Source organism: Desulfuribacillus alkaliarsenatis, from assembly GCF_001730225.1.
Taxonomy (GTDB): Bacteria; Bacillota; Bacilli; order Desulfuribacillales; family Desulfuribacillaceae; genus Desulfuribacillus; species Desulfuribacillus alkaliarsenatis.
On sequence record NZ_MIJE01000031.1, the window covers coordinates 216,775 to 235,557 of the forward strand.

Annotated in this window: 12 protein-coding genes; 2 read left to right on the forward strand and 10 right to left on the reverse strand. The window is 38.7% G+C overall.

Going from position 1 to position 18,783, the window contains the following annotated elements:
• Window positions 1-46: 46 nt before the first annotated feature.
• Window positions 47-601 carry a LysM peptidoglycan-binding domain-containing protein gene (locus BHF68_RS10685; protein WP_069643634.1) on the forward strand — a complete coding sequence of 185 codons (555 nt, stop codon included), beginning with the start codon at window positions 47-49 and terminating at the stop codon, window positions 599-601.
• A gap of 289 nt (window positions 602-890) precedes the next feature.
• Here BHF68_RS10685 and BHF68_RS10690 read toward each other — a convergent pair whose 3' ends face one another.
• The 9 genes from BHF68_RS10690 to pyc all read right to left on the reverse strand — a co-directional run bounded on the left by BHF68_RS10690 (window position 891) and on the right by pyc (window position 14,263).
• Window positions 891-1,106 carry a spore germination YkwD domain-containing protein gene (locus tag BHF68_RS10690; RefSeq protein ID WP_069643635.1) on the reverse strand — a complete coding sequence of 72 codons (216 nt, stop codon included), beginning with the start codon at window positions 1,104-1,106 and terminating at the stop codon, window positions 891-893.
• 98 nt (window positions 1,107-1,204) lie between these two features.
• On the reverse strand, window positions 1,205-2,482 hold the full coding sequence (locus tag BHF68_RS10695) for a copper amine oxidase N-terminal domain-containing protein (protein ID WP_069643636.1): 1,278 nt from the start codon (window positions 2,480-2,482) through the stop codon (window positions 1,205-1,207).
• Between the two features lie 166 nt (window positions 2,483-2,648).
• Window positions 2,649-3,263, reverse strand: a complete 615-nt coding sequence (locus tag BHF68_RS10700; protein ID WP_069643637.1) for a class I SAM-dependent methyltransferase — start codon at window positions 3,261-3,263, stop codon at window positions 2,649-2,651.
• A complete protein-coding gene (locus tag BHF68_RS10705; protein ID WP_069643638.1) occupies window positions 3,253-3,810 on the reverse strand; it encodes a nitroreductase family protein in 558 nt (185 codons plus the stop codon). The genes BHF68_RS10700 and BHF68_RS10705 overlap by 11 nt, the downstream gene beginning before the upstream one ends.
• 101 nt (window positions 3,811-3,911) lie before the next feature.
• Window positions 3,912-6,797, reverse strand: coding sequence for an FAD-binding and (Fe-S)-binding domain-containing protein (locus BHF68_RS10710; RefSeq protein ID WP_069643639.1), 2,886 nt, complete (start codon window positions 6,795-6,797; stop codon window positions 3,912-3,914).
• Window positions 6,798-7,024: 227 nt separating this feature from the next.
• Window positions 7,025-8,944, reverse strand: a complete 1,920-nt coding sequence (htpG, locus tag BHF68_RS10715; RefSeq protein WP_069643640.1) for a molecular chaperone HtpG — start codon at window positions 8,942-8,944, stop codon at window positions 7,025-7,027.
• A 169-nt stretch (window positions 8,945-9,113) separates the two neighbouring features.
• Window positions 9,114-9,686, reverse strand: coding sequence for a TetR/AcrR family transcriptional regulator (locus tag BHF68_RS10720; RefSeq protein ID WP_069643641.1), 573 nt, complete (start codon window positions 9,684-9,686; stop codon window positions 9,114-9,116).
• A 48-nt stretch (window positions 9,687-9,734) separates the two neighbouring features.
• Window positions 9,735-10,604: a DegV family protein gene (locus BHF68_RS10725; protein WP_069643642.1), complete on the reverse strand. Its 870-nt coding sequence runs from the start codon at window positions 10,602-10,604 to the stop codon at window positions 9,735-9,737.
• Between the two features lie 209 nt (window positions 10,605-10,813).
• The gene (pyc, locus tag BHF68_RS10730; RefSeq protein WP_069643643.1) at window positions 10,814-14,263 is read right to left on the reverse strand and encodes a pyruvate carboxylase; all 3,450 of its coding nucleotides are present in this window, start codon (window positions 14,261-14,263) and stop codon (window positions 10,814-10,816) included.
• 183 nt (window positions 14,264-14,446) lie between these two features.
• Between pyc and BHF68_RS10735 the strand changes: the two genes are divergently transcribed.
• Entirely contained in the window at window positions 14,447-16,195 is a 1,749-nt protein-coding gene (locus tag BHF68_RS10735; protein WP_069643644.1) for an aminotransferase class V-fold PLP-dependent enzyme, read from the forward strand.
• Here the strand turns inward: BHF68_RS10735 and BHF68_RS10740 are convergent.
• Window positions 16,185-18,341: a diguanylate cyclase gene (locus tag BHF68_RS10740; protein ID WP_069643645.1), complete on the reverse strand. Its 2,157-nt coding sequence runs from the start codon at window positions 18,339-18,341 to the stop codon at window positions 16,185-16,187. The two genes, BHF68_RS10735 and BHF68_RS10740, sit on opposite strands and share 11 nt — an antisense overlap.
• Window positions 18,342-18,783 lie beyond the last annotated feature (442 nt).

Below are 18,783 nucleotides of genomic sequence, written 5' to 3' on the forward strand. Positions count from 1 at the left end.
TAACAACTATATAAGCCTAACATTAGGCACACTTGGAGGTATTATCATGTCTACACTGCAACCTCGTATCCCAACGCAATGTCCGCCTGGTTTTCTCGGACGATATACAGTTAGTGCTGGTGAATCAATGTATATTATTTCACAAATGTTTAGAGTGCGCTTGGAAGCCCTCGTGGCAAATAATCCGCACATAACAGACCCGAATCTAATATACCCAGGTGACGTTTTATGTGTACCTGGTCGCGTTCCTTACCCCGCCTGTAAAATATTGAGACCCCGTGTAGGTCTACCTTTTAGAACTACTGGTATCGCTTTCATCGGCCTAGCACCAAGAGGTGGGCAGTCTGTAAGTTTTATGGCAACGTTACCTGAACCGCAAACATTTGGCAATTACGACATCTATATTGGGGAAATATATATACCTAGCATCAATGGATTTGGCACCGAAATATTTGCAACACCTGAAGATCCACCTACTTGGTCTGGAAGAGTAGAAATCCCTTTAGTTGCAGAGATTTTACCTGAATCACTTGCTGTTATCCGTCCTGCTAATTCGATAACGGGTATCTCTGGTTCAATAATCCTATCTGCTAGCTTTTAATAATAATTGAAGCTGTTTTCATTGAACACCTTAGTTCAGTGAAAACAGCTTCTTTTAGCCCTTATGTTCCACAATTAGGACAAACCTCAAACGGCTCACCTTTATAACCACATGTCTCACACTTTGTTTTTTTCTCTGCCACCATAACCAATACCTCCCTTTAATTTTTGGCGATTATCTTACTAGTAGTGGTTTAGTAGTGGCGGGAATAGTTTTTTTGTAGTATATCACCTTGGTTCTATGAATTTTTGCGTGTAATGCATGTAATAGGGACCTGTTCCGAGGGCTGTCACTCTATCGTTAAGAATGTTGACACGATGCCCATGACTATCATTAACCCCTCATGAGCTTCAATCGCGTCGCTTTGACCGTATGCAATATTCTCTAGTAAATAGGCGAACGGAATATTTGCTGCTCGAGCACAATCTACAGAAGCTTGTTCTAATCTAGATAGCGACTGAGCTTGAAAATCTGGTGGTTGGCCAGCAGGGAAGGACCATCTCATAGTATAGTTGCCTTGCTTTAATATAAGATATGGTTTACTTATGCGTATAGCCGTAATTCTGTTGTTATCATGAATATCGAATCGAAAAACTTCTAGCTTTATAACTGCTCAATAATTCTGTAGAACTCTTCTGTACTTTGTTCTACTTTAATTAACTCTTCAAAGGAATCATAACCTAAATGCTCTGCTATTTCGGCTTTAATCTCTTCTAACTTTGCTTCAAAAGTTTCCATTGCTTCTTGTACGCTAATTCCAGAGTCAGCACCGAACTCTCCAGCAAACTCACCAAAGAATAAAAACGCAGCACGCATTTCAAGAAAAGCAAACTCAAAAATTTCTTCAAGGGTCAATTGTTCAGCCATAATGTCTAAGTCATCATGCCATTCATAGCCTGTCTGAATGCGGAAATCATTTATTTTCCATTGTTCATTTATTTTTTCTATTTCTAAATTTCGCACATACCGCTGTTGTTCAACCTCTTCTAACTGTTTCATATATTTGTTGGCTATTACATAGTCTCTAATTTCCTGACTACTAACTTCATCTGGATCTATACCATCCCCTAGCATCGCAAAATATATATTAAGGGCACGTAAATTTAGGCGATAGTAATTCAAGTAATCAAACTCTACTTCAGCAACAATATAATTCCCATAGCTCTCTAAAATAACAACATCATGGAATGTAATATCGAATGCGCTGTCTGGGAAGAACATAGCACCATATTCGTCAATAAATTCTAGATAGAAAGAGTGCATACTGTCTAAGGCAGTGAAATCCTGATTGCGTAATGCTTCCTGGAAATCTACTAATATATTATTTGCAATTTGCTCTGCTATTTCTTCGTCTAAAGGTTCTAACAGTGAGCCCAAATCAAAATTCTCTTCCCAATCAAAGAACTCTTCGATCCAACTATGTTCTTCTATGTCAATAAAGTGTACGCCATCAATCATGTCCCAATAAAGATTTGAGTCTAAATTCTCTGATACAAAAAAGAGTGGAACATAATTACGGCCCTGCTCTTCATTAAAAGTCATGCGCGTATCCATCTGCTGAGATTCGCCGTTGACGGTAATAATATCGCTATCGACCTGTAGTGTGATAGTGTTTTCACCTTTCTGCACTGTAACTGTCTGTGTTGCTCCATCCCAACAAACTTCAGCACCTAGGTTTTCTGAAATAAAGCGAATCGGCACCATTGTTCGATCATCTTCATTAATGTACGGGTGAGCATCTTCAAAAACTACTAGCTCGCCGTTAATTGTTATTTCCATTTCAACAGCTCCAGTAGTTGCGCTAACCGAAGTAACCGTCAATGAAAATACTAGACTAATGCATAATATGTATATTGCTATTCGCATTTTGACTTTTGACATTATATTTCTCCCCTCACTTTTTATAATTACTCTCTTATAAATGAAAACATGCTTCATAATTATAGCTTACCATAAAAAAGCAAAAATCTCCGAAGTAAATCTGCAATATACAGAATTACTTCCGAGAATATGTTCAACAATATTATACACATTAACGTATGAGTACTTATTTTCCTGGTGTTGCATGAATCAGCTTTACTATATCGCCAAATAACTTATCAATCTGCTTAATTTCTAAGCCTGCAGTTTCCATTGTAGCTTCTGTGCGCCTATTGATATTTACCCCACTATGTTTAACCGTAAGTGGATTAAGCCAATCCATCATCTTACCCAAAGCAGCGTTTTCACTACGTACATGTTCTAATAGATACAGGTTTCCTGTTGCTTTGGTTACTCGACGTAGCTCTTTAAATCCCTGTAATGCATCTGGCACAGAGCAAAATACACAAGCTGTAATAACGGTATCAAAAGTATCATCTTCAAAGGGTAATTCCTGAATATCTGCAAGCTTAAGTTCAATTTCTGCTTTACTACTTGCTACTTTAACTTCAGCTATATCTAGCATTTTCGAACTGAAATCGACGGCTACTACTTTTATCCCCGCTGGGTAATAAGGTAAATTAGCACCTGTACCTACTCCAGCTTCCAGCACTAATCCCTGCGCTTTAGCAACAAGTGCTTTTCTCCATTTTTTCATACCCATCAATTCCATCGGTGCCATCATAGTGTCAAAGCTTTTGGCTTTCTTATTATATTTTTCTTTTACTTGATTACTTTCCATATTGATTTCTGTGCACCTTCTCAAATTGCAATACATCTTCATCATAAGGAGGTCTCTGTTCCTCTGGATGTCCAATAGCTATGATAGATAGCACCCGTAATGTATCAGGGATGGCCAGCAGCTTTTGCACATATTTCTCTGCCGTTAGTAGCTCATTGTGGTCACGTTTACGTATCTGAATCCAACATGAGCCTAAACCCATCGCTTCAGCAGCTAGTTGAATATTAATTGCTGCTATAGAGGTGTCTTCTGTCCATACGTCACACTTCTCCTCGTCGCCTAGTACGACAATCCCTAATGGTGCACCTTTTAAGAAAGCCGAGCCGTGTGGTCTTGCTTGGGATAACTCTTCGAGAATGGCCGCATCAGTGATAACAACAAATTCCCAAGGGCGGCGATTCCGAGACGTTGGTGAGTAGAGCGCCGCTTTGAGTAATTGATATTTTTTTTCTTCATCCACTGGTTGCTGCTTGAATTTCCTAATACTTCGCCTTCTTTTTAACAATTCCACAATTTGATTTGCATCACTTGTACTACATTCGTTCATTTATATCCTCCCATTTCTCTAAATTTCAGATAGAACATTAACAAACTTAGTATCCCAAAACACAGGGACGGTGCAACACAGCAGAACCGTCCCCTTGTGTTCTATTTTGCTTTAGCGCAGCGATCTATTAGATACAGTATTGATTGATAGCTAATTTCTCCGTGGTGTGATAAGCCGATTTCACAGGTTCTACTGTTAGAGTAGCCTGATGTACAGCGACCTTCTAGCGAGTCTTTTAGCGTCGCTAAGGCTGATGCGTTAAGTTCTGGTGTCGTAAACCCTTTGTCACCCGAGAATCCACAGCATCTTACTTTCTCAGGGAAAATCGCTTCTTTAGCGCAAGCTTTAGCTATTGCAGAAAATTTAGGACCCAAATTCATTTTAATCGAGCTACAGGTAACATGAACGGCGATTGTTTCATCAACTGGTTCGATGTCAAGATGCTCCAGTAAATGATCATGGATAAACTCAACTGGCTCATATATTTTTAAATTATCGCCCATCACGCGCTGCATCCTAAAGGTGCATGGACTCGTATCGCAAAGTACTGGTATTTCTCCATTATTAGAGTATTTAAGTAAATGTTTCTCTAGTTCCGAGCTTTTCGCATCTGCTTCTTCAAAGAATCCTTTACTCTCATACGGAACTCCACAGCAAAGATTGTCTCTGTCTTCAGGTATAATCACTTCAAAGCCAGCTTTATTTAGTACAGATAATGTGACTTCAGGGATAGAGCGTTGATCAATGTCTCCCTTTGCTGGACCCATTGTTCTACTTATACAGGACGGGTAATATACGACCTTCTTGCTACTTTGCTTGATATCTAATTTTTGTATTGATGAGTCTATGCTTTTAGCTTTCTGAGGCATCCACGGACTCCATAACGGGATGCGATCTCCAGAAACCCTGCGAGTCGCCCGCGTGATACCACCCATGGTTGTTGTTCCTACTAATGAGTGTATACGATTAACTGTCGCAAGCCCTACCCCAATCATAGATGTCGTCTTCTTGAAATTGTTGGCGGTAAGCTTCGAGGTGCGATTTCCAAGTCGACCCACGGTATAGGAGCGTAGCACCTTCGTATGGCTACCTGTATTGATTCCTACTGGGCAGGTTGTTGAGCATAAACCATCAACAGCACACGTCTGATTTCCCATGTATGTATAATCGGCTTGTAAACGCTCAAGCATTTGTTTGTCACTATCCGATAATTTGCCTTCCCTAGACTTTAGTCGAGCAATCATCCGTCGTGTGGTAATGCGCTGTCGTGGCGTTGTTGTAAGGTTTTGTGATGGACAGTTGACTTCACAGAATCCACATTCTATACACTTATCTATGATTTCATGGACCGCTGGTAATGGCTTTAGATGTTCAAGATGGGCATTAGGATTGTCGTTGATGATAACACCTGGATTGATGATTGCCAGCGGGTCGAATGCGCTTTTAATTCTAACCATCATCTCATAGGCTTTCTTACCCCACTCTTTTTCAACGAATGGTGCCATATTTCTACCTGTTCCGTGTTCCGCCTTTAATGATCCACCATATTTGTCTGCTACTAGGTCACAGACTTCCTGCATGAAAAGATCATATCGCTCTACTTCAGCGTCGATTCCAAAATCCTGTGTAAACACAAAGTGCACGTTACTATCTAAGGCATGACCGAATATTATTGCTTCATGATAACCATGTTTCTCAAATAAATCCTGTAGGGCTAGAATCGATTCCGCTAAATTTTCCATAGGGAAAGCTACATCTTCAATTATGACCGTTGTGCCGATTTTCCTCATCGCACCTACGGCAGGAAATAGTCCTTTACGAATATTCCAGAGTTTTTGGTATTCAGGTTTTTTATCTGTGAATTCGATTGGCAGTTCTGTTTTTATTTCTGATAGCGCTTGTTTGACTTGGTCAATTCGCTGTTGTAGCTCTTGGTGACTGTCGCCTGTTACTTCAATTAGCAGTGCACTGGCTTTAGGATTCAAGTCCTTAAGATAAGGCGGCATACCTTCAACGTTTTCAACAGAGCGCAAGGAGCTTCTATCCATAAGTTCAGCCGCTGATACGAAGTCGCGCTCTAAGCGCATAACACCTTTGCAGGCTTGCTCAATGTCAGGAAACACAACTAAGGCAGATGCCCGATGCTCAAACTCCCTAACCGTACGGTAGGAGATTTCCGCAATAAAACCAAGTGTTCCTTCAGAGCCAATCATTAGGTGCTTTATGATATCTATTGGATCGTAGAAATCGACAAATGCGTTTATGCTATAGCCCGTTGTATTTTTGATTTTGAATTTGTGAGTAATCTGTTCCTTCAATGCTATGTCTGCTAGTATCTCGTCACGGATTCTTTCTATTTCTTTTATTAAATCAGCATGTTTCGATTGGAACGCTTGAATAGATTCCTGACTTGAAGTGTCTAAGATAGTACCATCCCAGAATATAATCTTCATATGTACGACTGTTTTATAACTATTATCGGCAATACCACAGCACATACCACTGGCATTGTTAGCAGCAATACCACCTATCATGGCATGGTTTATAGATGCTGGATCTGGCCCAATTTTCTTACTATACTTAATTAACTTACGATTTGCTTCAGCACCTATTACACCAGGTTCAAGCTTAATTATATCGCCATCTTCTTGCACAGCACAGTTCGACCAATTCCCATACAAATAGATGAGAATAGAATCGGATATTGCCTGACCTGATAAACTCGTTCCTGCTGCTCTGAATGTTACAGGTACCTTTAATTTTGCAGCTACTTCCATCAGCTTCGTAATTTCCTTGCATGTCTTTGCTTTAATAACTAGCTTAGGAATTAATCGATAAAAACTCCCGTCTGTTCCATAGGCTATTCTTCTTAATGGGTCTGCGATAATTCTGTCGTCTGGAATGTCATGGGATATTTCATTGTAAAATTGCTGATATACGGAAGGTAATGCTTTAATGTCTTCGATTCGCAACTGTAGTTTCTTCATTTAATATAAGCCTCCAATCATATTAATTTTGTAGTTATCTTTATATTAGAGAATACACAAGTATTTAGGCAATTATCCATGTGCTAAATTTACACTAATATTGTTAGTATTCGAAGTCATTAGCATTGTATGCACGCTGTGGACTACTCACTTTAAACGTATTAAAAAAAGAGTATCGCTTCCCTATATAATATCTATAGGTAACAATACTCTCGTTTATTTGCTATTTACACCATAACCTTACACATGTTATTAGTGAATTCGACTGGGTCTTCAACAGGTAATCCTTCAATTAAAAGAGCCTGGTTATAAAGGATATTTGTGTAAAGCTCTAGCTTATCTTTATCATTTTCAAAAGCGTTCTGCAAGGATTTAAAGACTTCATGGTTAGTATTGATTTCCAACACCTTAGCCGCTTTTACTTTTTGATTGTCTGGCATTTGGTTCAGAATTTTTTCCATTTCAATTGTAACTTCGCCGTCTGTTGAGAAGCATACTGGGTGTGTTTTTAGACGCTTAGAAGCACGAACTTCTTTTACCTTGTCAGATAATATGGAGTTCATTTGCTCAAATAACTCTTTATACTCTTCTTTAGCCTTGTCGTCCTTATCCTGCTCCTGTTCAATTCCTAAGTCGCCTGCCGTAACAGACTTAAATTCCTTGTCTTTATATGTTCTTAATACCTTGATTGCAAACTCATCAATGTCCTCAGTGAAGTACAGGATTTCAAAGCCTTTATCTGCTACTAGCTCAGTTTGCGGAGACTTCTCAATACGCTCGTTACTTTCACCTGTAGCATAATAGATATACTTTTGTTCTTCTGGCATGCGCTCAATATACTCATCCAGTGATACAAGTTTTTTCTCAGTTGAGGAATAGAACATTACTAGGTCTTGCAAGTCTTCTTTATGTCTACCGAATTCGTTATAAACACCAAACTTTAACTGTCTACCAAAGGACTTAAAGAACTCCTCATATTTTTCACGATCGTCCTTCATGATAGTTTGAAGCTCTTTTTTAATTTTATTTTTAATGTTCTTAGCAATTAGTTTAAGCTGACGGTCATGCTGTAGCATTTCCCTGGAAATATTAAGAGATAAGTCCTCGGAGTCAACCATACCTTTTACAAAGCTGAAATAATCAGGTAGTAGGTCGGAGCATTTCTCCATAATAAGCACACCACTTGAGTAAAGCTCTAGACCCTTTTCATATTCCTTCGTATAATAATCGAATGGAATCGTTTCTGGAATGAATAAAATCGCATTATAACGCACAGCTCCATCAACGCTTATGTGGATATGCTTAATCGGTTTATCAAAGCCGTAATGCTTTTCAGCATAGAAATTATGATAATCTTCATCAGTTAATTCGTTCTTGTTCTTACGCCAGATTGGCACCATACTATTGATTGTCTTCTCTTCTACAACATACTCGTATTCTGGCTGCTTGTCCTGCTGTTCGTCCTTGTTGTCTTCTGCAGCAGGTGTCTCAGGTTGTTCTTTTAGCTTGCGCTCTGCAATATCCATTTTAATTGGGTAACGGATAAAGTCAGAGTATTTTTTAATGATATTTTGCAGACGGTATTCATCGACAAATTCATCATAGTTTTCGTCTTCAGTATTATCTTTAATCTTTAAGATGATATCTGTGCCGACAGTGTCCTTTTCTACTGCTTTGATGGTATAGCCGTCTGCACCCTTAGATTCCCATTTAAAAGCTTCGTCACTGTCTATTGACTTTGTTATTACAGTTACGACATCTGCCACCATAAACGCCGAATAAAAACCGACTCCAAATTGACCAATGATATCATGTCCGTCTTTTAATTCGTTTTCCTTCTTAAAGGCCAATGAGCCGCTTTTAGCGATGACGCCAAGGTTTTTCTCAAGCTCTTCCTTAGTCATACCGATTCCCGTATCGGATATTGTTAAGGTTCTAGATTCTTTGTCAGGGGTTATTTTAATGTAGTAGTCATCTTTGTTGAAGCTAATATTTTCATCTGTTAGTGCACGATAATAGATTTTATCGATTGCATCACTTGCGTTAGAAATAAGCTCACGAAGGAATATTTCCTTGTGTGTGTAAATGGAGTTGATCATTAGCTCTAGGAGCCGCTTAGATTCTGCCTTAAATTGTCTCTTTGCCATTGTATCTCTCCTATACTTTGATTTATGTTTATATTATATATGTAGGAACGCACACGGGCGGGGCAGATTGCAGTTAGCTTTCGTTAGCACTCTAGCCCCGCGAGTGCTAATTTCTATTAATTTTATATCATATCAATTTTTCTCTGTCAATATTTGCACATAAGCAGGTTTAGATGCGGTCAAACAAAAGCTCTAACGCTGGTAATGTATTGATTATCTCTTCCTGTTCATGGGCTAGCAAAACTTGTATTGAAGTTCCTAATATAGTGCCTAGCATAATTCTTGCTATGGCGATAGACGATGGATTATTGTTAGAATCGGTAAGAATGTATTTTTCTATTAAATTAGCTAAGTTGCTAAATAAGTCATTGATGATATCCTTAAGGGATGTTGACCATAGTGACATGCTGGTAATATCATAAAACATTTTAAAAAACTCAGGTTTTTTTCGTAACATTTCTTGAAAGTATTCAGTTAAATACATTATTCTCTCTTTCTTGGAAGCACCTTTTTTTAAGTTTGCTTCTATTTCACCAACAAATTGTTTAGCCAATGTATTGATTACTTCCGTAAATAAACCTTCTTTATTCTTATAGTAATAGTTTAATTGACTTAACACGACTCCCGCTTCATCAGCAATATTTCTTAACGACACATTGGCATATCCTCTTTCTTCTATGCATTTAAAGGCAGCATTTAATATCTTCTCAGCTTGTTTTATATTGTCTAATTCATTACCCATGATTTCATCCTCCTGAATAGCCTGGAATATTGCCGTCTAACGGTAAATCTAAGCCCGCTCTTTACCTAGAAAACATAAACCAACTATATTGGGGCCAGTATGAGCGCCAATTACAGGTCCTACATTATTGATTATTACATCCTTAATATTATAAGAGGAGCGGATAAGTTCTTCCACTTTACGTGCATCTTCTTCGCAATCTCCATGGCAAATAGCAATCGTCTGGTTTTCAGGATTTTCGACCCTTTCCTCGAACATTTCTACTAAAGCTTTAAGGGACTTCTTCCTTCCTCTTATTTTAGAAACGACCTTTAGTTTACCTTCTTTATCGACTGTAAGCATTGGATTTATATTTAAAACAGTTCCAATCGCTGCGGCGGCTCCTGATATTCTGCCCCCGCGTTTTAGATGATTCAGATCACTTACAGTAAAAAAGTGATTTAGTCTATTTCTATTGTTTTCTAGCCAATTAATTAGTTCATCCTTCGATGCTCCACTTTTAAGAAGCTCTATTGCATGATAACATAAAAGACCTTCCCCAATCGAAGCACATCGACTATCGATTATATCTATTGATGCATCTGAAAATTCTTCTAGTAAATTATTTTTTGCTGTATGCGCGTTCTTGTAACTACCACTAAGAGCAAATGAGAAGCTGATGTAAATGATATCGTGCCCTTTCTCAAGGATACTCCTAAAGGTTTCTTCATACTGATAAATGTTTATCTGCGCCGTTGTAGGCATCTCACCATTACGTACACCGTCATAAAAATCTTTGTAAGAAATGGTATTACCAAAATCATCTTCGTAGGTTTTTCCTTTAAAGACAAAAGGGAATTTAGCTACTGTCAGCTCATTTTCAGTAATATATGTATGTGGTAAATCACAGCAAGAATCAATCAGAATAGTTGTCGCCATTGTTGTCCTCCTAATAATTATGTTTTATTATATTTTTAACACCTTTTTAATTCGGACGTTCGTCCAAATTTATGCTATCATATAACCCCTAATTTAGTAAATAACTATTTTTCACACAGAAAACCCGACAACAAATGGCTTGAGCCAAAATGATAATTGACCATTGCCTTTTTGTTGTAGGGTTCGATTTAGAATGTTATTAATCTTTCTTACCGTGTTAATTCAATCAGCAGATCTCCTGTTTGAATGGATTCGCCACTCGTAACATGTACCTCTAGTACTTCTCCATCAAACGGTGCCTGTACTGTAGTCTCCATCTTCATGGCTTCCGTGAGGATTAAGTGATCGCCTTTTCTTACTTTGTCGCCCTTTTCAACTAAGGTCTTGAGGACAGTTCCAGGCATCGATGCACCTATGTGACCAGGATTCGATTTATCTGCCTTTTGTTTGCAGGTGTCTGCAATCTTTACTTCCTGATCTTTAATAATTACCTCACGAAGTACACCATTTAATTCAAAGTAAACAAGCCTCGTACCATCGTCTCTCGGTTTAGAAACAGATACAAGCTGGATTATTAACGTCTTTCCACGTTCGATTTCTACTTCAATTTCTTCACCCAAGCGTAATCCGTAGAAGAATGTTGGTGTATCTAAAGCAGCTACATCGCCAAAGCGTTGACGGAAACGCTCGAACTCTTCATATACCTTCGGATATAAAGCATACGATAAGACATCATGAGTCGTAACTTCTTTTTCGAACATCTCTTGAAGCTTTTCTCTAATCTTATCGAAATCAACCGGCTCCATTAATTCTCCAGGACGTACTGATAGTGGTTCCTTACCTTTTAAGATAATTTTCTGCAGCGCTTCAGGGAATCCTTGATACGGCTGCCCTAGCTGTCCTTGGAAGAATTCAATTACAGAGTCAGGGAAGTCTAAAGAGTCTCCACGCTCGTAGATATCCTTTTCCGTTAAGTTGTTCTGCACCATATATAATGCCATATCACCAACGACCTTAGATGACGGCGTAACCTTCACAACATCCCCGCACATGTCATTAACAGTACGATACATTTTCTTGACTTCATCCCAACGGTTATACAAGCCAACGGCCTTGGCCTGCTGCTGTAGATTACTGTATTGACCACCTGGCATTTCATGCTCATAGACTTCTGTATGTGGAGCCATCATGCCGCTTTCAAAGCCACTGTAATATTTGCGCACTTCTTCCCAATATAGTCCTATTTTCTCAAGTGCCTGGATATCTAAATCTGGTTGTCGTTCTGTATTAGCCAAGGCATAATACAAACTGTTTCCACTTGGTTGCGAAGTAAGTCCAGCCATTGCCCCGACAGCAACATCTACGATATCTACACCCGCATCTATTGCCTTCGCGTATGTGAAAATACCATTGCCGCTAGTATCGTGGGTGTGCAGGTGGATTGGAATATCTACCGCTTCCTTCAATGTCGATACCAATTGGTATGCAGCCTCTGGCTTTAATAAGCCAGCCATGTCTTTAATACCTAGAATATGTGCCCCAGACTTCTCTAACTCAATCGCCATATTCTTATAGTATTTCAAGTCGTATTTGCTTCGCGTAGGGTCTAAGATATCTCCTGTATAGCAAATCGCCGCTTCCGCTATTTTACCCGTATCGCAGGTAGCCTCAATCGCTAGGCGCATACCTTCAATCCAGTTCAAGCTGTCAAAGATTCTAAATACGTCAATTCCAGCATCCGCGGACTCTTTAACAAACTCGCGAATTAAGTTATCTGGATAGTTCGTATAACCAACGGCATTTGATGCTCTCAGGAGCATCTGGAATAACAGGTTCGGCATCTTTTCCCTAAGCTCAATCAGCCTTTCCCATGGGTCTTCATGTAAAAAACGCATGGCTACGTCATATGTTGCCCCACCCCACATTTCCGTAGAAAATAGGTTCGGCAGCATGCGAGCTGTTGGCTCAGCAATCAGCGATAAATCATGGGTTCTAACACGTGTCGCTAATAACGATTGATGGGCATCTCTAAAGGTCGTATCTGTTAAAAGTACTTGCTTCTGTGCCTTTACCCAATCAGTTAAACCCTTTGCCCCTTGCTGTTCTAGTATTTGCTTCGTCCCTGATGGAAACGGCTCTGTCAGCTTTACTTTTGGAATAACTGGTTTGTCGAACACTGGCTTCTTCTTTTTATCTAATCCTGGGTATCCATTTACAATCGTTTCCCCTATGAAAGAAAGAAGCTTTGTACCCCTATCTCTGATAATTGGAAAATCGAATAGTTCTGGTGTCGTATCGATAAATGATGTGTTATATTCACCAGATAGGAAATTCTCATGGGCTACGACATTTTCTAGGAATAAAATGTTAGTTTTTAAACCTCTAATACGGAACTCACGCAAATTACGCACCATTTTCGCAGATGCTTGCTCGAATGTTAAAGCCCAGGTTGAGACTTTTACAAGCAATGAGTCATAGTGTGGAGTAATTACTGCTCCTTGGAATCCATTACCTCCATCAAGACGCACGCCAAAGCCACCACTCGTTCGGTAAGCTGTAATCTTTCCTGTATCTGGAAGGAAATTATTACTCGGATCCTCTGTTGTAACACGGGACTGAATAGCATAGCCATTGAGAATAATATTCTCCTGCTTAGGAATGCCTAGCTTGTCTCCATGTAGCTGCTCACCATCGGATATCATAATCTGAGACTGAACAATATCTACACCAGTAATCATCTCTGTAATTGTGTGCTCTACCTGAATACGTGGATTAACCTCGATAAAGAAAAAATCACCATTTGCTGTAACGAGAAACTCTACCGTACCAGCGTTAACGTAACCAACATTCTTACTTAGCTTTACGGCTGCATCACATATATCTATACGTAGCTTCTTGTCTAAACCTACACTTGGTGCAACTTCTACAACCTTTTGATGACGTCTTTGCACGGAGCAATCACGTTCATAGAGATGAACCATGTTGCCATGCTTGTCTGCTAAGATTTGTACTTCAATATGTTTTGGGTTTTCTACGAATTTTTCTACATAAATTTCATCGTTTCCAAAGGCTGATTTTGCCTCTGATTTCGCCCTATTATAGGCTTCTTCCAGCTCTGATTGTACACGCACAATCCGCATTCCACGACCGCCACCACCTAGGGAAGCTTTAATGATAAGTGGAAACCCGTGTTTATCGGCAAATTCCTGAACTGCTTCAATCGATTCAACAGGCCCATCACTTCCTGGAATAACTGGGATTCCTGCTAGGATTGCTTGCTCCCTGGCACGAACCTTGTCGCCAAACATCTCTAAGTGTTTTAACTCAGGACCGACGAAAATAATACCTTCTTCTTGACAGCGTCTAGCAAAATTGATGTTCTCAGATAAGAATCCATACCCAGGATGAATTGCGTCAACCTCATGCTTTTTCGCAATTTCTATGATACTTTCAATATCTAGATACGCTTCGATTGGCTTTTTACCTTCACCTACTAGATACGCTTCGTCAGCCTTATACCTGTGAAGTGAGCCTGCATCTTCTTTGGAGTAGATAGCTACTGTGCGAATATGTAGCTCGGTGCAAGCGCGAAAGATTCTTATAGCAATTTCGCCTCGGTTTGCAACTAATAATTTTTTGATTTTATGTGATTGATCCATTGACACACCTCCGTTTATTACTACTTTATAACATTTAGCTTGCACTTAACAATCTTTATATACTCATTTTTAAAAATTATTTTAAATCCTGCTATAAATGTGACAATCGTCTATCGATAATCATATACTAATATGCCCATTCTTAAATCCTGAAAGGGTAGAAAACTTATAGAAGAAGGTTTTATGGTGGATATGATAGATATAAAATCACTTAAACATGAAATATTAGGTAACGGTAGTTATATGCAAGGCCCTTATGGCGAGCGATTAATAACCTACGCTGATTATGTTGCCTCTGGTAAGTATGTACGATTTTTAGAGAATTATTATATAAAGCTTTATGAAACTTATGCAAACACCCACACTACTGACGACATTACAGGAAGATTTACGACAGGGTTATATAACGATGCCCTGGCTAAAATAAAAAAAGCCGTCGGAGCAAATAAGAATTACAGTATCATCCCTGTTGGTACTGGAGCTACAGGGGCAATCGATAAACTATCAAAAATTCTCGGCATCTATAAGACTCCTGAGTACTTTAGGCAACGGGAGTTATATGTTGAAAATTCTCAATATAAAAGTACTGAAAAAAATTTTCTTATGTCAGTAGATAAGGATTTCCATCGTCAACGCCCAGTGGTATTTATCAGCTCCTACGAGCATCATTCAAATGAACTGCAATGGCGAGAGGGTCATGCTGAGGTTGTTAAGATTGGCCTAGATAATGATGGGCTATTTGATTTGAACGACCTTAAACGGCGCGTCAGTGACCCTAAATATACGCACAGGTTGAAAATTGGCTCGTTCTCTGCGGCTTCGAATGTAACTGGTTTAAAAACCCCAGTTTACGATGTAGCAAAAATTATGCACCAGCACGGCGGTTATGTATTCTTCGACTACGCTGCCTGCGGTCCTTATGTAGAAATTAACATGTGTACGGATAAGGATGCTTACTTTGATGGTATATATCTTGCAATGCACAAATTCCTTGGCGGTCCTAGCTCATCAGGAATCCTAGTCCTAAACAAACAGCTATACAACAAATCTAATCCCCCAACAACAGCGGGTGGTGGGACTGTTAGGTTTGTCACAGAAGCTAATCAATACTACTTGGCAGAAATTGAGGAGCGAGAAGCTGCAGGTACACCTGGAATAATGCAGGTAATTCGCGCCGCTTTGGCATTAGAGCTTAAACATGAAATCGGTATACAGACCATCGAAAATATTGAGTCTGGATTTATCGAAAAGGCAATTTCAGAGCTTAGAAAAATTAGCAACATCGAGCTATTAGGTAATTTAGATGCTAATAAGCGTCTAGCTGTATTGTCATTTAACATTCGTCATAAAGATGGCTACCTTCACTATGGCTTTGTCTCTTCCCTACTAAATGACTTATTTGGCATTCAATCACGCGCAGGCTGTGCCTGTGCTGGGCCATATGGAATTAAATTGCTCAATATAGAAGCAAAAAAGCTGAAATTAATTGAAGAAGCCGTGCTCGTTGGAAATACAGCTATGAAACCTGGTTGGGTACGAGTTAATTTCCATTATACGATGGACACTAAGGCTTTTGACTATATTATTGCCGCTATTAAATTCATCGCTAAATATGGGTATCAATTCTTAAATGAATACCGTGTCGATATCCGAAAGGGTACTTGGACACATAAGCAGTTGAAGAATCAGTCTACTCCTATACTAAATCTTAAGGATGCTTGGGCGATAGAGAGAGTTAGTCTTAAAACACAAAAGCATAACTACGATCATTCGTACGATAAATATCTGTATGATGCTGAACAAATTAGAAAAGCGCTACCTCCCGTTGATAGGAAGCAGCGACTCTTTGGTAAACGTTCGTTATCTGAAGCTTCTTGGTTTTATCATGCTGACAGTACAGAGATAGTGATAAAAATATTACCTAACAAATAACCGCGTTTCTTCCACCTTTTTTAGCTTTATAAAGAGAATCATCTGCTCTAGAGATAATAGCAGATACACTATTATCATCTTTAAAAGTAGCAACGCCAAAGCTACTTGTTATCTTAAGCTTATCTACAAAACTATGGACTTCAATTTTTGTCCGTAGTTTTTCTGCTAGAATGCAAGCATTTTCTAATTTGGTATCGGGAGCAATAATTAAAAACTCCTCTCCCCCCCAACGCCCAACGATGTCAGATGCACGGATACCCTCCTTTAGAATAGTAGCAAATTCTTTTAACACAAGGTCTCCTGTTTGATGTCCGTAATTATCATTGACAGCTTTAAATCGATCAATATCCGTGAGAATGACTGAAAAGATCTCTCCCGTTCTTTTTGCTCGTATTAATTCCTGCTCTAATGCTTCGTCCAATTTAAGTCTATTGTATATTTGCGTGAGTTTATCTGTAACAGATAGTTTCTTAATTTCTTCCTCTAAACGCTTACGCTCAGTAAAATCCTCAATGATTCCGATACCACCAATGATAATATTATCATCAATTAGCGGCGTGAAAGTAGCCCTTACCATAACCTCTTTACCAGAAATAACAGATGTATATATGTCTTCATAGTGCGTCACTTCGCCATTTAACGTTTGTTTTATGCAATTAACTATCTGCTCATTACGTAGCTCCAGCATATTTATTTGCGTCGCTTGCTCCTTAGTAATATCAAGTATAGAGCAAAAGTGGTTGTTGACAGCTATAATTTCTCCTGCGGGACTAAAATTAATAATGCCAATCGGAGAGTTTTCAAATATCAAATTAATTCTCCGCTCACTTTCCCACAACTTTTTCTCTGTGTTTTTAGCAATTGTAATATCTCTTATAACATTGATTACTAGTGGCTCTGTGTCTGAGTAAAAAAGCTTCGCGGATATCTGGCCAATTTGTTGTTGTCCTTCTTTATTTAATAGTCGAACTTCAATATTATTGCAAAAACCGTAAGCTAGTAATTCTTCTTTAATGACCTCTTTCTTCTCCGAATCATTTGTATACAAGTACATGCTATTTTGAACCTTTGCAGCAATATCTGCCTCTGTGTAGCTACTATTGTCTAAGTATGCTTGGTTGTAATCAATAATACGAAAATCATCTAACGTTGTTATTAAAGTAGGATCTGGGATTGTTTGAAAAATGGTTTTAAAGTGTTTCTTTGCAAGCTCTGCTTCTGCCTTTAAAATTTTCATTTTTTTGTTCATTTGTTTTTGGCGATAGTTCCAATAAAGAAGCAAACCTGTTAGTAATACAGCAACTGTCGCAACCTGTACTAATAACTTGTAATTTGTTCCTTCTTCAATCTTAATATATACGTGACGGTTAATAATTTCCTCACGTTCTTGAGGAGTAATAGTAGCGATACCTTTATTTAATATATCCCTGAGCATTGGCTCTTCTTTTAACACGCCCATCCTAAGATAGTTCGTATACTGTGGGACTCTACCTGCGATTTTCAGATTAAAATATCCTTCTGCCCGAATTGTGTAGGCAGCAATTGTTAAAGAACGTAACGTCATATCTGCTTGTTTGTTTTCAACCATTTGCAAAGCTTCTGATTCTGTTACCGTAGTAATGATGGTTAAATTCGGGAAGTCTTTGCGAACGCGTTCTTCTATGGAGGTTCCCTTTGGTAGGACAATCGTCTTATCAGTTACAGCTGAAAGGTCTGAAATATATGGATACTCTTGACGAGTGATAATTACATTTTCATCTATAAGTAAAGGCTCTGTAAAAACCAACCACTCTTCACGTTCTGGGGTCTGATTGAGGAAAGGTAAAATCATGCATTTCCCCGCCTTAGAGTATTCTAAGGTTTCGGGCCAATCAATAGTAGGAATAATTTCAATCGTAATCCCTAGACGGGTTGCTACCAATTCAATTAAATCTGCTGCAATCCCCGTAAAATTCCCTTTCTCATCTAAATGCTCAAAGGGAACCCAATCAGGATCTACGCACATTGTGATACTTCCTAGCTCCTGTAAATATTGCTGTTCTGCTTCCGTTAGCAGGATAGTAGGAGAATTTGCATTTACACTTGCATTAAAAAACGAACTAAATATAGTAATAATAAGTAAAATACCAAGAATCCTTGTCTTCAACTAGACCCCTACCCCATTTCGAACTTCTTTCTGCTTAGTTTTCTAAATATTAGTATAATTCAAAATACTATGTTTGAACATAGAAAATGTTATAATATTGCTTGTATTGACTATTACTAATTATATTATTTAATGAATTGAATTAGATGTATTTCAGCTGTGATAAATCTGTTTCTTCTTTATTAGTGAATTGGGTGTTTATTGCACTTAAATAGAACCACCAGTGTGATGAGTCAGAGCCAGTATGTGCATCAAATTGAGCCAGTATGTGCATCAGTGAGAGCCACACTAGTTTTATCTTTATTCTTTTTTAGATTTTTAATAGCATCAACCAACTACGCAGGTTGTCAAGGGCGAGCGGTTTTTGCTCGCGAAGTTCACCCTTGACAGCCACGCAGTTTTACATCCTATTCTTGGTGTCTGTGAAAACAGGCACCTGCCT

Excerpts from the sequence above, each read along its gene's own strand:
- BHF68_RS10685 (WP_069643634.1), top strand. The coding sequence starts at position 47 with ATGTCTACACTGCAACCTCGTATCCCAACGCAATGTCCGCCTGGTTTT.
- BHF68_RS10695 (WP_069643636.1), bottom strand. The coding sequence starts at position 2,482 with ATGTCAAAAGTCAAAATGCGAATAGCAATATACATATTATGCATTAGT.
- BHF68_RS10720 (WP_069643641.1), bottom strand. The coding sequence starts at position 9,686 with ATGGGTAATGAATTAGACAATATAAAACAAGCTGAGAAGATATTAAAT.
- BHF68_RS10700 (WP_069643637.1), bottom strand. The coding sequence starts at position 3,263 with ATGGAAAGTAATCAAGTAAAAGAAAAATATAATAAGAAAGCCAAAAGC.
- pyc (WP_069643643.1), bottom strand. The coding sequence starts at position 14,263 with ATGGATCAATCACATAAAATCAAAAAATTATTAGTTGCAAACCGAGGC.
- BHF68_RS10710 (WP_069643639.1), bottom strand. The coding sequence starts at position 6,797 with ATGAAGAAACTACAGTTGCGAATCGAAGACATTAAAGCATTACCTTCC.
- BHF68_RS10690 (WP_069643635.1), bottom strand. The coding sequence starts at position 1,106 with ATGAGATGGTCCTTCCCTGCTGGCCAACCACCAGATTTTCAAGCTCAG.
- BHF68_RS10725 (WP_069643642.1), bottom strand. The coding sequence starts at position 10,604 with ATGGCGACAACTATTCTGATTGATTCTTGCTGTGATTTACCACATACA.
- BHF68_RS10735 (WP_069643644.1), top strand. The coding sequence starts at position 14,447 with ATGGTGGATATGATAGATATAAAATCACTTAAACATGAAATATTAGGT.
- BHF68_RS10705 (WP_069643638.1), bottom strand. The coding sequence starts at position 3,810 with ATGAACGAATGTAGTACAAGTGATGCAAATCAAATTGTGGAATTGTTA.
- htpG (WP_069643640.1), bottom strand. The coding sequence starts at position 8,944 with ATGGCAAAGAGACAATTTAAGGCAGAATCTAAGCGGCTCCTAGAGCTA.